Source organism: Martinezella rhizogenes, from assembly GCF_027460065.1.
In the GTDB taxonomy this organism is placed as follows: Bacteria; Pseudomonadota; Alphaproteobacteria; order Rhizobiales; family Rhizobiaceae; genus Agrobacterium; species Agrobacterium rhizogenes_C.
Map to the genome: position 1 here is coordinate 749,190 of NZ_JAPYZZ010000001.1, position 12,621 is coordinate 761,810.

The window sequence follows — 12,621 nt, forward strand, 5'->3', positions numbered from 1 at the left end:
CAATCCCAAAGGCCGCATGCTTCGGGATGCTGAATAAAGCAGGGGATAGAGGGGTTTCAATCGCAAGAACGGCTTTTTTGCAGCACGGCTGACAGTTCCTCTACCACACTCGGCGACAGCTTGCGAATATCCCGTGCGAGACGGTTAGCGAAAGCCGTATATTGCGGCGGCAGGCCCACCGTATCGATCACCACCTTCGGGTCTGACGAACCGGCCAGAAAGAACAATTCTTCCGCCTCGTCCCAGATGATGTTGAAATAGCCGGCAATGCGCTGCAGCAGATCGAAGCTCGGCTTGCCGCGCTTGCCATGCTCCAGCGCCGAAAGATAGGCCGGCGATACACCGATTGCCGCAGCCATTTCCTTCTGCGTCACGCCTTTGCGTTCACGAAGCTGCCGCACGGCTTCCGCAAAAGGCGTCATGATTTTTCACCGCGCCGCCGCGAAAGCCGCACATAAAGCGCGCCGTCACCGCCATGATTGGCCGAGGCGTCTTCATAGGACGAGATCAGGTAGCGATATTCCGGTTTGGAGAACCACATAGGAACCGCTCTTTTTAAAGCACCATCGCTACCGATCGAGCGCCCCTTGCCGGTGATAACCAGCACATGGCGAAGGCCTCGTTCATGCGCCCGCAGCAGGAAATCCAGGAGCACCGCATGGGCTTCGCTCTGGAACATGCCGTGCAGATCGATCCGCCCTTCCAGCGGCAGCCGACCACGGGTGAGCTTGCGCTTGACCGGTTTTTCCATCGGCTGATGGGTTTTCGGCTTTTTATCCGGTGTCGCAGCAGGCGGTGCTTCCGCCGCCTCTACAAGCATGCGCGGAAATGCACTTTTGCCGGTTTGCGGAACGGTAGGTTCCAGTGCGGGTTCTTCTATGTCGTCGAAAGCCAGCAAATCTTCCAGCCTGCCGGAAATCGGCCGCGTGGTTTTTGCGACCCTTCCCCACAATATGCGTTCTTCCTTGCCGAGCTTACGACTGCCTTTCATCGCCGATACCTCTCCGCAGCAACCCGCGGCAGCAATATATAAAAATCGGCCTCGTTGCGCACCGTGCCGGCGAGCTCTCCCGCTTCGAAACCGGAGCCGGTGAAAATATCGCCGCGTGCCGGGCCGATGATGGCCGAGCCCGTATCCAGCGCCAGCATCAGCCGGGCGAAGGGCTTCCCATCGTCCAGATGGGTCAGTGTGGGCGCGTGGATGAAGAACGGCAGGCCGAAGGTGTGGATCAGCCTATCCACCGCAAGCGCACGGCCCGCAACCAGCGGCACCTTGGCAGCGGCAATCGGCCCCATATCCAGACCGGCGACATCCGCCTCCCGGAAAAAAATATAGGAGCGGTTGTGCCACAGCACCCCGTCCACCTCATCCGGATGATCGGCGAGCCACTTGCGGATCGTCTGCATCGAGATTGTTTTCGGATCGAGCTCGCCGCGATCGAGAAGCAGCCGGCCAATCGGCGAAAAGGCTTGCCCAGCCTTGGCTGCGTAGGTGATGCGCTTTATCGCGCCATCCGGAAACACCAGACGCGCCGCACCCTGCACATGGACGAAGAAGAGGTCGACCTTCGATCTTGCCCAAGCGATCTCGAGACCCCTGCCCTGCAGACACCCCTCATCGATGGCGCGGCGATCGGGAAAATAGGAAATGCCGTTTTCATCCGCCTTGCCGAAAGCATAGGACGGATCGAAACCATCAGGCCGGTTGGCGTCGTCAATATCCACCAGCTCGGGCGGCCGACGGTAGATCGGGTAACGCCAGACATCGTCAGGCGCTACGGAGACTTCCAGCTCGGGCTCGTAAAAAGCAGTTACGAAACCGCTTTTTCCCTGGGCCGGGGAAATCCTGAAAGGCACACAATGGCTTTCGAAAAACTGGCGCGCCTGTTCCGGGCTGTTAACCTGGCTGCTCTCGGCGAACTCCAGCAGCGAAACGAGTTCCGCGGCCGTTATACCGAGTGCACCGGTCCTGTAGGGTTTAGCATTGCGAAGATGCAACAGGATCGTTGCCATCGCCGGAAAAAGCTTACTGGGATCGTCTTCCCGCCATCCGGGTAGATCGCCGAACGAGACTTCATCGATCGAAAAGGGCGTATTCATTGCTCGGATTCGGTGGCGATCAGCTTCCAGTTCGGGTCACGCGAGCGGATGTCGCGCGAGAAGGTCCAGATGTCATCCACCTCCGCAACCGCTTCCGGATCTCCATCCACCAGCTTGCCGTCCTTGTCATAGGTTGCCGAAATCAGCTGGCTGACAATCCTCAGCGTCACCTGCACTTCGGAATCGCGCACGCCGGCCTGGGTGATGTCAGCTTTCTCGATACCAACAAAGGTGGATTTTACCACTTCGCCACGGCTTTCACGCTCGGAAATCGCCGCCTCGAAACCGTCGAAGACCTCTTTCGACAGAAGGTTCTTCAGCGTCTTGCGATCGCCATCGGCAAAACCCATGACGATCATTTCGTAAGCCATGCGGGCGCCGTTCAGGAATTCCTTGGGCCTGAAGGACGGATCCTTGGTCATCACATCGCGCAGCGATGCATTTAGCGGGGTATCGGCAGGCGCGAGCGCATCTGCCTCTGCAAAACGGTTCTCGTCTTCCGCCTCACTGCGCTTCGGCAAGGTCACGACCTTGTTATCGTCAGCGGCGGGGCCCTTTGCCACATCACGGGGGCTATAGGGGTCGAATGGTGGCTTTTCATTGCCTGTGCGACGGCCGAGGACACTGCGCAGCTGAAAGAAGATCAGCACCGCTGCAACGAGAAAAAACAATGTGATAAAGTCGCTAAAGCCCATGTTTTACCAAAACCGCCATTTAAAATCAAAAACCACACCATCATATAGTCTGCATCTTATCATCATTCAAATGTGCAGATTCAATCATCGGTGTCCCGGGAACCGGCAATCTGCCAGAGATGCACACGCAAGGCTAGAAGATGCGTTTTTCCTTTCTCCCCATCGTCATCCTGATGATGCCCATTCTCGAAATTGCCGGCTTTATCATCGTCGGCAAGGCGATCGGTCTGTGGCTGACATTGGCGCTCGTCCTGTTCACGTCATTCCTGGGGTTGCTCATATTGCGCCTCGGCGGCATCGGCATGGTGCGAAATCTTCAGGCCGCGGGCCGCACTGGCGCGCAGCCGGCGGATGAGCTCGTCAATGGGGCCATGCGCGTCGTGGCAGGCATCCTGCTCATCATTCCCGGTTTCATCACTGACATTCTCGGCCTCCTGCTTCTGTCGCCGACCATTCGCCAGTTTTTCTGGAAAGCCTTCGGCCCGCGCGTCGTCGTTTCTGGCTCATTCAGGCAGTCCGGGCCCCAGCAGGATGATTATTCCGGATTTCGCAATGGCCCGGGACCCGCGGGCAATTCGAAGGTGGTGGATCTGGACGAAGAAGAGTTTCACCGCGAGGGCCCGAAGGACTCTCCCTGGTCGAACAGGCCTGGTGATCGCGACCTGCCCAAACCCTGACCGCCACATGGAATCGATGGCGATGACGCGATCACGAAGGGTTGTAAGCCCCGGGTCGAAATGATAGACCGCCTTCCACGAATTCACGCCGCGAGGAACCGTAATGACCGCTGAAAATGGCGCACAGGGCGCAGTTAGCCCTTCTCTCAATATTCTTGCCCAGTACATCAAGGATCTCTCTTTCGAAAATCCGGGTGCTCCTCGTTCGCTGCAGGGCCGTGAGAATGCGCCGGCGATCAACATCAACGTCAATGTCAACGCAAACCCGATCTCCGGTTCGGATTTCGACGTTGTTCTGACGCTGAACGCGGAAGCCAAGGACGGCGACAAGATCCTGTTCGCGGCCGAGCTGGTTTATGGCGGCGTGTTCCGCATTGCCGGCTTCCCGCAGGAACACATGCTGCCGGTCCTCTTCATCGAGTGCCCGCGCCTGCTCTTCCCCTTCGCCCGCCAGATCATTGCCGATGTCACGCGTAATGGCGGTTTCCCGCCGCTGATGATCGACCCGATCGATTTCTCGCAGATGTTTGCGCAGCGCGTTGCCGAGGAACAGGCCAAGGCCCAGGTTCAGGCTGTCCCGAACTAAACGGCACGCACCGCTTTTCATTGCAGACAAAACAAAACCCGGGTTCTTCGCCCGGGTTTTTCTTTGGCCGATTTGCCATTTCAAAGTCTGGGCGGGCTTTAGTTCTGGTAGCGGTTCCAGATCGCCTTGTCGCCCATGCCGAGAACGAGTTTGCCGTGGGCCGCGACCGTTTCCGCATCCAGCCTCGAGGGCAGAGCGCTTGGCCGTTGCAATGGCTCAAGGGGCACTTCTTCTTCAACGACAATCGTTTCCTGCCTGGCGGCAGAGCCAAAACCGAGCGCCGTCTGGCGACCACCGATCATTTCAATATAGACTTCGGCCAGAAGCTCGGAATCGAGCAGCGCGCCGTGTTTGGTGCGGTGGGAATTGTCGATACCGTAACGGCGGCAAAGAGCATCCAGCGAATTCGGCCCCATCGGGTTCTTGCGACGGGCGAGTGAAAGCGTGTCCGTCACCAGCTCGGCGGAAACCGGCTCGATGCCAAGACGCGCGAATTCCGCATTGATGAAGCCCATGTCGAAGGTCGCATTATGCGCCACCCAGCGCGCGCCATCGAAGAAGTCACGGATCTGGTCGACGACTTCTGCAAATTTCGGTTTGTCCTTCAGAAATTCATCGGTGATGCCGTGAACGGCAAGCGCGTCCGGATGAACCTTGCGATCCTCCGGGCTGATATAAAGATGCAGCGTGCGGCCAGTGGGAAAATGATTGATCAGTTCGATGCCGCCGATTTCGATCACGCGGTCCAGCTTCGATTCGAGGCCCGTAGTTTCCGTATCGAAAATGATCTCACGCATTCATCTCTCCGCGGCGCGACTCAAGCGCCCAGTTTCTCCAGGATTGCTTTTACCTGATCCCGTGCCGCTTCGACACCATTTCCCGAATCGACGACAAAATCGGCACGCCGGCGCTTTTCCACATCCGGCATCTGCCGGGCAAGGATCATTTCAAATTTCTCTTCCGTCATGCCGGGCCGGGATAAAACCCGCTCGCGCTGGATCTCCGGCGCGCAGCTCACCACCACGACTTTATCGACGCGGCCTTCCGCCCCCGTTTCGAACAGCAAGGGTATGTCGAGCAGAGCAAAAGGCAGATCCTCTTTCTCTGCTTCAGCCAGAAAGGCCTGCTGCCTTTTACGGACCAGCGGATGAACGATCTCTTCCAGCCTCGTGAAATTAGCCGGATTCTGCCGCAACATATCGCCAAGCTTCTGCCGGTCTACCATGCCGGAGATGGTAGTGCCGGGAAAGTCGGCCTCGATCAAGGGAACAGCTTCCGCACGATAAAGCCCGTGGACGACCTCATCGGAATCGAGAACCGGAACACCCTCTTCGGCGAAGAGCTTCGCCGTCGTGGTTTTTCCCATTCCAATCGAGCCGGTGAGACCGATGACGATCATCAATGTTTCTCCATATCCGCGATGATCAGGGAACGAAGGGTTTCATCCACCTCAGGCATCCCGCCAAACCATCGCTTGAAACCCGGTTTTGCCTGATGAAGCAACATGCCGAGCCCGTCGACGGTTGCCATGCCCTGCTCTTGCGCCATGGTGAGGATCGGCGTTTTCAACGGCACGTAGACGATATCGGTCACGACCGCATTGGCAGCGAGCTGTGAAAAATCGAGATACGGCGCTTCGGTTCCATCCATTCCGAGCGATGTCGTATTCACGAACAGCCCGGCACCCTGCATGACCTCCTGAAGCGCCGCCTGGGGATGGGAAAAGACCCGTGGGCCAAAACGGTCCGCCAGTTCGCGGGCACGCTCGACCGTGCGGTTCAGGACGTGGATTTCCGCAATACCCCGGTCACGTAGCGACTGAATGACGGCCCGGCTTGCGCCGCCGGCACCGAAAACTACCGCCCGGTCGGTCTTATCCCAGCCGGGATGCCGCTCATCCAGGTTCGAGACGAAACCGTAACCATCCGTATTGGTAGCGTGGAGTTTACCCTCCTCCATCCAGATGGTGTTGGCCGCACCGAGTTCTTCCGCCAGGGCATCGGGACGATCCGCCAGCCGGTAAGCCGCTTCCTTGTGCGGAATGGTGACGTTGCCGCCCACCGCCACACCCGGCTTGCCTTCCTTCAGCGTTGCAATGAAATTCGAGAAATTGTCCGGAGAGACCTCAACGGACTTATAGGAACCGGCGATACCAAATTTTTTGAGCCAATAGGAATGGATGATCGGCGACCGGGAATGCTTGATCGGGTAACCGACAACGAAGGCATTTATAGTTAATGTTTCACGTGAATCAGCCATCGATGACATCCATGTCTCGCAATTTCGATAAAAGAGGCAGAAGCGGCAGGCCGAGGATCGTGAAATAATCACCCTCGATGGAAGTGAATAGCTGGATTCCTTCGCCCTCAAGCTGGTAAGCACCGACGCTGCTAAGGGCCTTTTCCCCCACTCGCTGCAGGTGGCGGGAGACAAACTCAGCACTCAGAGTCCGAACGGCAAGCTCGGCGCTGGAAACGGTTTGCCATACCACCTTACCCTTCCGAACAAGGACGGCCGCGCTATTCAGGCGGTGGACCTTATCTGACAATGACAGCAGATGCGCTTGCGCCTCCGCCATGGTTTTTGGCTTGTGATAAACGCGTGTGCCGAGCGCCATGGTCTGGTCGCAGCCGAGAACCAGTGCTTCCGGATGGAGCGCACTGACAGAAATAGCCTTGGCGCGGGCGAGTTCCAATGCAACCTCTTCTGGGCTGGCGCCGTCTCGTTCCAGTTGCTCGTCAAGCGCACGCTCGTCAATATCAGCGGGTATTGCCGAAAATGTCAGCCCCGCATTGCGCATCAGCATCTGTCGGGATGCACTGGACGAGGCGAGGATAAAGTCTTGTTTCATCGACTGTCTGCTCCTGATGGTACGACCGGGATTATCGTGTCCTCGGGCGAAGGGCAAGGATCGCCGCCGCCGTTTCCTCGATAGAACGGTGTGTGACATCTATCAGAGGCCAGTTGTTGCGGGCGCAGAGAGCGCGCGCATATTTAAGCTCTTCCATGATCGTGGCTCGATCCGTGTAACGGCCACTGTCAAATCCGCCGGTTGCGCCTAGCTCCCTGTTTTCACGGACCTGCGATATTCGATCCGAAGTCGCAACGAGACCGACGATCAGAGGCCGGGTAGCGGCATAGAGGCTGTCGGGCAAAGGCACATTGGGAACAACCGGAATGTTCGCGGTCTTTATGCCCCTGTTGGCGAGATAGATGCTGGTGGGTGTTTTCGACGTGCGGCTGATGCCGATGATGACGACATCGGCTTCATCGTAGGTCTCCGGCATCTGCCCGTCATCATGGTCCATGGCGAAATTGAGGGCTTCGATCCGCGCAAAATAATCGGCATTCAGGGCGTGTTGCGCGCCGACCCGCCTTCTCGACGGCGCACCGAGATAGGTCTGGAAGATGCCGATAATGGGTTCGAGAACGTTGACGCAGGGCACACCGATTGCATGGCAGCGCAGATCCAGGAATTCGGCCAGTTGCTGATCAACGATCGTATAAAGAACAATGCCGGGTTCCTTGTCGATGAGATCAATGACCTGCGCGAGCTGTTTCTGGTTGCGGATCAGAGGATACACATGTTCCACCGGCATGGAGGCATGGAACTGCGCCGAAACGGCGCGGCCGGCCGACATCAGAGTCTCTCCCGTCGAGTCCGAAATCAGGTGCAGATGGAAGAAGCTTTTTTTGTTCTCCACGCTGTTTTTCTCCCCCTGTTGATAAACTTGGACAACTTTCTGAATTGCCCGACGGACGGAACCGCGAGGTGAATAAAGTGGTGTTTTTCCACAATCCGCAAGTGGCGCATCTCGCATTCACGGCGCCTGTGAATTAGTGGAATAGTGCGGAACTGTTCAGAATTTTCCCCAGATTATCCACAGAGATGAGATTCATTGCCATGGAAACAAGTATTTGAAATTATTTAAATAATTCCAGTTTTCCCAATTACCTCTAAACACTCACACGATCAATATCCGCAGGCACTGTTGAGATTTCGCTGCTGCGGCATTTCGACTGGACTGATTTTAATCCTTGCTACCCACAGACTCTAAGAAATAGAAAATCTTTTAAATCTCTTTGTTTTTATTTTTTAGAAGCTGGGTGCCATGAGCGAACGCAAGGTTATGACTGTTTTGAGTGGGAAGACGGTTACGCCGCCGCCCATATGGCTTATGCGTCAGGCTGGCCGTTATCTTCCGGAGTATCGGGAAACGCGTAAGAGTGCCGGAAGTTTCCTGGATCTCTGTTATAATCCCGAGCTGGCGAGCGAAGTGACCCTTCAGCCCATTCGCCGGTTCGGGCTGGATGCAGCCATTCTTTTTTCCGACATTCTGGTGATACCCGATGCGCTTCATCGCAACGTATCCTTCAGCGAAGGCAAGGGTCCGGCCATGGATCCGATCGATGTGAGCGGTATCGAGAAGCTCGATGCGTCCGATGTCATGGCGCATCTTTCGCCCGTTTTCGAAACGGTGTCGCGTCTGCGCACCTCATTGCCGGGTGAAACGACGCTTCTCGGCTTTTGCGGCGCGCCCTGGACGGTTGCGACCTATATGATCGCTGGGCACGGAACGCCGGATCAAGCGCCGGCGCGGCTGTTCGGTTATCAGGAGCCGGCCGCCATGGAAAAGCTGCTGGCTTTCCTCGCCGACGTCTCCGCCGATTATCTGGTGGCGCAGATCGATGCCGGGGCCGATGCGGTTCAGATCTTCGATTCCTGGGCCGGCGTGCTCGGCGAAAAGGAATTTGAGGAATATGCGATCAAGCCGGTCGCTCGCATTATTGCCTCGGTACGCGCCCGCCGGCCTTCGGCAAAGATCATCGCTTTCGCCAAGGGCGCCGGTTATCTGCTGAAGGATTATCGTCGCAAGACGGGTGCTGACGCCATTGGCCTCGATTGGTCCGTGCCGTTGAGTTTCGCCCGGGATTTGCAGAAGGAGGGCGCGGTGCAGGGCAATCTCGACCCGATGCTGATGGTGGCCGGTGGCAAGGCCTTGCAGGATGGCATCGATGCCGTGCTGCAGGCGCTTGGGCAGGGTCCGCTGATCTTCAATCTCGGCCACGGCATCACCCCGCAGGCGGATCCCGAAAACGTCACCCGGCTGGTGCAGCGGGTTCGCTCGGTTGGGGGTGCTGGATGAGTAACGAAAAACAGACCTCGGGGCGCTCCGGAAACAAAGCGGCTTTGCGCGCCGGCGTCGCGCTCGGTGTCTTTGCCGCCTTCATTGCGCTAGTTTTTTACGCCGATCCAGCCGATCTCTATCTCTGGATCAAGGCACTGCATATCATCGCCGTGATCTCGTGGATGGCGGCGATTTTCTACCTGCCGCGGCTTTTTATCTATCACACCGATGCACCTGCCGGTTCGCAGCAATCTGAAACCTTCAAGGTGATGGAACAGCGGCTGATCAGGGTGATCATGAACCCGGCGATGATGATATCCTGGGTATTGGGGCTTTATCTCGCATGGTCGGTTTATGGTTTTTCCGGTGGCTGGCTGCATGCGAAGATCGGGCTGGTCGTGCTTCTGACCGCCACCCATGTTTATTTCAGCCGCAGCGCGAAACGTTTTGCGCGGGATGAAAATACAAGACCGGCCCGTCACTGGCGGTTGATGAACGAAGTTCCGACCGTTCTGATGATCCTGATTGTCATACTTGTGGTTGTGAAACCCTTTGGTTAAGACGGTGCGACGATAAATTTCGCGGAATTCGTGCTTTCCTCTTGCAGCGGCCGTGTTCAATCGCTATTTTCAATCCACTCATCTTCGTGGCATGTGAATTATTCAGTCATCTGCGGTATCTCCCACAGCATCTGATTCGCGAACACGCCCTCCCCCGACATTACATTATCAAACGGTCTTCCCTTCATGGCTGAAATGAAGCTTCAGGAACTTAAGAGCAAATCGCCTACCGACTTGCTGACTTTTGCCGAATCCCTGGAAGTTGAAAATGCGAGCACCATGCGCAAGCAGGAGCTTATGTTCGCAATCCTCAAGGTTCTCGCGAGCCAGGACATCGAAATCATCGGCGAAGGCGTCGTTGAAGTCCTGCAGGACGGGTTCGGGTTCCTGCGTTCTGCAAACGCAAACTACCTGCCCGGTCCAGACGACATCTATATTTCGCCCTCGCAGATCCGCCGTTTCTCGCTGAAGACCGGTGACACTGTTGAAGGGCCGATCCGTGGTCCAAAGGAAGGCGAACGGTATTTCGCGCTGCTCAAGGTCAATACGATCAATTTTGACGACCCGGAAAAGATTCGTCACAAGGTTCACTTCGATAATCTGACGCCGCTTTACCCGAATGAGCGCTTCAAGATGGAACTGGAAGTTCCAACATCGAAGGATCTGTCGTCGCGCGTCATCGATCTCGTCGCGCCGCTCGGCAAGGGCCAGCGCGGATTGATCGTGGCGCCGCCGCGCACCGGTAAAACGGTTCTGCTGCAGAACATCGCCCATTCCATCACGGCAAACCATCCGGAATGTTATCTGATTGTTCTTCTGATCGACGAGCGTCCGGAAGAAGTGACCGACATGCAGCGTTCGGTAAAGGGTGAGGTTGTGTCCTCTACCTTTGACGAACCGGCTGTGCGCCACGTGCAGGTCGCCGAAATGGTCATCGAAAAAGCGAAGCGCCTGGTCGAGCATGGACGTGACGTCGTCATCCTGCTTGACTCCATCACGCGTCTTGGCCGCGCCTACAACACCGTTGTTCCCTCCTCCGGCAAGGTTCTGACCGGTGGTGTGGATGCCAACGCGCTGCAGCGGCCGAAGCGTTTCTTTGGAGCTGCGCGTAACATCGAAGAGGGCGGTTCGCTGACGATCATTGCGACTGCGCTTATCGATACGGGCAGCCGCATGGATGAAGTCATCTTCGAAGAGTTCAAGGGTACTGGCAACTCGGAAATCGTGCTTGATCGCAAGGTTGCCGACAAGCGTATCTTCCCTGCACTGGATATTCTTAAATCCGGTACGCGCAAGGAAGACTTGCTGGTGCCACGTCAGGACCTGCAGAAGATCTTCGTTCTGCGCCGTATTCTCGCACCGATGGGAACGATGGACGCCATCGAATTCTTGATCGACAAGCTGAAGCAGACCAAGACCAATTCGGATTTCTTCGAATCAATGAATACCTGATCCGAACTTTAGCCGGATTCATCATAAGAGCTTTAAAGCCGTATCCGTTCATTCGGGTGCGGCTTGACTGTTTTAGACCGAGGTGAACGATGTCAGCTTCCGCCGATACGATTTATGCGCTGTCCAGCGGTGCCCTGCCGGCAGGCGTCGCTGTTCTCAGAATCAGCGGTGTGAGGGCTTTTGATGCCTTGAAGATGCTCACAGGCCGGGACCTTCCTTCACCGCGAAGAACAAGCCTTTGTTCGATTCGGAATCGAAACAATGAGATCATCGACCAGGCCCTGGTGATTGTCTTTCCGGCCCCGAATTCCTTTACGGGTGAAAATTGTGTTGAAATTCACAGCCACGGCAGCCGTGCGGTCATGGCTTCCATTTTTACCGAGCTCGAAAGCCTTGAAGGACTGCGGCCCGCAGAGGCCGGTGAGTTTTCTCGCAGAGCTTTTGAGAACGGCAAGATGGACCTGCTCGAGGTCGAAGGTCTCGCCGATCTCTTACAGGCGGAAACGGAGATGCAACGGCGTCTGGCGGTCGAGCAAAGCAGTGGGCAATTATCGGCTCTCTATGATGGCTGGGCCAATCGCCTGACCCGCGCCCGCGCCCTGATCGAGGCGGAACTGGATTTTGCCGATGAAGAGGATGTGCCTGACTCTGTTGCTGCTCGAGTTTGGGAAGCGATGGTGGAGCTGAAGGGTGAAATCAGCAATCACCTTCGGGCGGGCGGAAGCGGCGAAATCATTCGTGATGGTTTTAAAGTAGCGCTTGTGGGCGAACCGAATGCGGGTAAATCAACACTACTTAACGCGTTGAGCGGTCGTGATGTGGCGATTGTCACTGACATTGCAGGTACGACCAGAGACGTTTTAAGCGTCGACATCAATCTGGACGGATATCTGGTGCGGGTATTCGATACGGCAGGAATTCGGGAAACACAGGATGTGGTGGAACAGGAAGGTGTGCGGCGCGCAGTTCTGACCGCGAAAACCGCAGATCTCATTCTACTGCTGCAGGACAATGATTCGACCCCGAAACAATCTATCGATTCATTCGATAACCAGAGCTTCTTGCGTGTAAGAACAAAAACCGCGCTTCGCGTGCGCGTGCCTGATGATGAGTTTGATTTGTCGGTCTCTGCAAAAGAAGGGTTGGGCCTTGATGAATTGCGCTCAGCGCTCAAGCGAGAGATAGAAAAGCGGGTCGGTTCGGGCCAGACCCTGGTTCCCGCTCGTGCCCGTCATAAAAAACGGCTTGAAGAGACGCTGAACTATGTTAGTGATGCGCTCGATTCCGAGACCCTGGACCTTGCTATAAGGTCAGAATATCTAAGGCTCGCCGCAACATCGCTCGGACGGATCACCGGCCGTGTTGATGTGGAAGATTTGCTGGGCGTGATCTTCTCGGAATTCTGCATAGGAAAATGATTCA

15 protein-coding genes are annotated in these 12,621 nt (G+C 56.4%); 6 read left to right on the forward strand and 9 right to left on the reverse strand.

The genetic code is table 11. The features are described 5' to 3' along the window. Window positions 1-56: 56 nt before the first annotated feature. Genes O8B93_RS03620 through O8B93_RS03635 form a run of 4 tightly spaced genes read right to left on the reverse strand, consistent with a single transcriptional unit; the run spans window position 57 to window position 2,795 of the window. On the reverse strand, window positions 57-422 hold the full coding sequence (locus tag O8B93_RS03620; RefSeq protein WP_269708425.1) for a helix-turn-helix domain-containing protein: 366 nt from the start codon (window positions 420-422) through the stop codon (window positions 57-59). Then, window positions 419-991: a Smr/MutS family protein gene (locus tag O8B93_RS03625; RefSeq protein WP_269708426.1), complete on the reverse strand. Its 573-nt coding sequence runs from the start codon at window positions 989-991 to the stop codon at window positions 419-421. The genes O8B93_RS03620 and O8B93_RS03625 overlap by 4 nt, the downstream gene beginning before the upstream one ends. Then, on the reverse strand, window positions 988-2,100 hold the full coding sequence (gene mltA, locus O8B93_RS03630) for a murein transglycosylase A (RefSeq protein WP_269708427.1): 1,113 nt from the start codon (window positions 2,098-2,100) through the stop codon (window positions 988-990). Before mltA ends, O8B93_RS03625 begins: the two co-directional genes overlap by 4 nt. Then, complete coding sequence (locus tag O8B93_RS03635) at window positions 2,097-2,795, reverse strand: Tim44/TimA family putative adaptor protein (protein ID WP_269708428.1); 699 nt, start codon at window positions 2,793-2,795, stop codon at window positions 2,097-2,099. The genes mltA and O8B93_RS03635 overlap by 4 nt, the downstream gene beginning before the upstream one ends. Before the next feature lie 140 nt (window positions 2,796-2,935). On the opposite strand from O8B93_RS03635, the gene O8B93_RS03640 reads away from it, so the two are divergent. Together O8B93_RS03640 and secB are read left to right on the forward strand one after the other, a co-directional pair. Continuing rightward, window positions 2,936-3,472 carry an FxsA family protein gene (locus O8B93_RS03640; protein WP_269708429.1) on the forward strand — a complete coding sequence of 179 codons (537 nt, stop codon included), beginning with the start codon at window positions 2,936-2,938 and terminating at the stop codon, window positions 3,470-3,472. A 103-nt stretch (window positions 3,473-3,575) separates the two neighbouring features. After that, the gene (gene secB / locus O8B93_RS03645; RefSeq protein WP_010970595.1) at window positions 3,576-4,058 is read left to right on the forward strand and encodes a protein-export chaperone SecB; all 483 of its coding nucleotides are present in this window, start codon (window positions 3,576-3,578) and stop codon (window positions 4,056-4,058) included. A 98-nt stretch (window positions 4,059-4,156) separates the two neighbouring features. Here secB and dnaQ read toward each other — a convergent pair whose 3' ends face one another. From dnaQ to O8B93_RS03670, 5 genes are read right to left on the reverse strand one after another with little or no spacing between them, the layout of a single operon-like run. Then, entirely contained in the window at window positions 4,157-4,855 is a 699-nt protein-coding gene (dnaQ, locus tag O8B93_RS03650) for a DNA polymerase III subunit epsilon (RefSeq protein ID WP_269708430.1), read from the reverse strand. A 20-nt stretch (window positions 4,856-4,875) separates the two neighbouring features. Beyond that, entirely contained in the window at window positions 4,876-5,457 is a 582-nt protein-coding gene (coaE, locus tag O8B93_RS03655; RefSeq protein ID WP_269708431.1) for a dephospho-CoA kinase, read from the reverse strand. After that, window positions 5,457-6,317, reverse strand: a complete 861-nt coding sequence (locus tag O8B93_RS03660; RefSeq protein ID WP_269708432.1) for a shikimate dehydrogenase — start codon at window positions 6,315-6,317, stop codon at window positions 5,457-5,459. Before O8B93_RS03660 ends, coaE begins: the two co-directional genes overlap by 1 nt. Further along, window positions 6,310-6,909 carry a two-component system response regulator ActR gene (gene actR / locus O8B93_RS03665; protein WP_269708433.1) on the reverse strand — a complete coding sequence of 200 codons (600 nt, stop codon included), beginning with the start codon at window positions 6,907-6,909 and terminating at the stop codon, window positions 6,310-6,312. Before actR ends, O8B93_RS03660 begins: the two co-directional genes overlap by 8 nt. A gap of 31 nt (window positions 6,910-6,940) precedes the next feature. After that, window positions 6,941-7,762 carry a pyruvate, water dikinase regulatory protein gene (locus O8B93_RS03670; RefSeq protein WP_269708434.1) on the reverse strand — a complete coding sequence of 274 codons (822 nt, stop codon included), beginning with the start codon at window positions 7,760-7,762 and terminating at the stop codon, window positions 6,941-6,943. 408 nt (window positions 7,763-8,170) lie between these two features. On the opposite strand from O8B93_RS03670, the gene hemE reads away from it, so the two are divergent. From hemE to mnmE, 4 genes are all read left to right on the forward strand, one after another. Then, window positions 8,171-9,205, forward strand: a complete 1,035-nt coding sequence (gene hemE / locus O8B93_RS03675) for a uroporphyrinogen decarboxylase (RefSeq protein ID WP_269708436.1) — start codon at window positions 8,171-8,173, stop codon at window positions 9,203-9,205. Beyond that, the gene (gene hemJ / locus O8B93_RS03680; protein ID WP_269708437.1) at window positions 9,202-9,747 is read left to right on the forward strand and encodes a protoporphyrinogen oxidase HemJ; all 546 of its coding nucleotides are present in this window, start codon (window positions 9,202-9,204) and stop codon (window positions 9,745-9,747) included. The genes hemE and hemJ overlap by 4 nt, the downstream gene beginning before the upstream one ends. Before the next feature lie 186 nt (window positions 9,748-9,933). Beyond that, on the forward strand, window positions 9,934-11,199 hold the full coding sequence (gene rho, locus O8B93_RS03685; RefSeq protein WP_080826998.1) for a transcription termination factor Rho: 1,266 nt from the start codon (window positions 9,934-9,936) through the stop codon (window positions 11,197-11,199). Window positions 11,200-11,288: 89 nt separating this feature from the next. After that, a complete protein-coding gene (gene mnmE / locus O8B93_RS03690) occupies window positions 11,289-12,617 on the forward strand; it encodes a tRNA uridine-5-carboxymethylaminomethyl(34) synthesis GTPase MnmE (protein WP_269708438.1) in 1,329 nt (442 codons plus the stop codon). Window positions 12,618-12,621: the final 4 nt, after the last annotated feature.

Excerpts from the sequence above, each read along its gene's own strand:
- mltA (WP_269708427.1), bottom strand. The coding sequence starts at position 2,100 with ATGAATACGCCCTTTTCGATCGATGAAGTCTCGTTCGGCGATCTACCC.
- secB (WP_010970595.1), top strand. The coding sequence starts at position 3,576 with ATGACCGCTGAAAATGGCGCACAGGGCGCAGTTAGCCCTTCTCTCAAT.
- coaE (WP_269708431.1), bottom strand. The coding sequence starts at position 5,457 with ATGATCGTCATCGGTCTCACCGGCTCGATTGGAATGGGAAAAACCACG.
- actR (WP_269708433.1), bottom strand. The coding sequence starts at position 6,909 with ATGAAACAAGACTTTATCCTCGCCTCGTCCAGTGCATCCCGACAGATG.
- O8B93_RS03625 (WP_269708426.1), bottom strand. The coding sequence starts at position 991 with ATGAAAGGCAGTCGTAAGCTCGGCAAGGAAGAACGCATATTGTGGGGA.
- dnaQ (WP_269708430.1), bottom strand. The coding sequence starts at position 4,855 with ATGCGTGAGATCATTTTCGATACGGAAACTACGGGCCTCGAATCGAAG.
- rho (WP_080826998.1), top strand. The coding sequence starts at position 9,934 with ATGGCTGAAATGAAGCTTCAGGAACTTAAGAGCAAATCGCCTACCGAC.
- hemJ (WP_269708437.1), top strand. The coding sequence starts at position 9,202 with ATGAGTAACGAAAAACAGACCTCGGGGCGCTCCGGAAACAAAGCGGCT.
- hemE (WP_269708436.1), top strand. The coding sequence starts at position 8,171 with ATGAGCGAACGCAAGGTTATGACTGTTTTGAGTGGGAAGACGGTTACG.
- O8B93_RS03635 (WP_269708428.1), bottom strand. The coding sequence starts at position 2,795 with ATGGGCTTTAGCGACTTTATCACATTGTTTTTTCTCGTTGCAGCGGTG.
- mnmE (WP_269708438.1), top strand. The coding sequence starts at position 11,289 with ATGTCAGCTTCCGCCGATACGATTTATGCGCTGTCCAGCGGTGCCCTG.
- O8B93_RS03660 (WP_269708432.1), bottom strand. The coding sequence starts at position 6,317 with ATGGCTGATTCACGTGAAACATTAACTATAAATGCCTTCGTTGTCGGT.
- O8B93_RS03640 (WP_269708429.1), top strand. The coding sequence starts at position 2,936 with ATGCGTTTTTCCTTTCTCCCCATCGTCATCCTGATGATGCCCATTCTC.
- O8B93_RS03620 (WP_269708425.1), bottom strand. The coding sequence starts at position 422 with ATGACGCCTTTTGCGGAAGCCGTGCGGCAGCTTCGTGAACGCAAAGGC.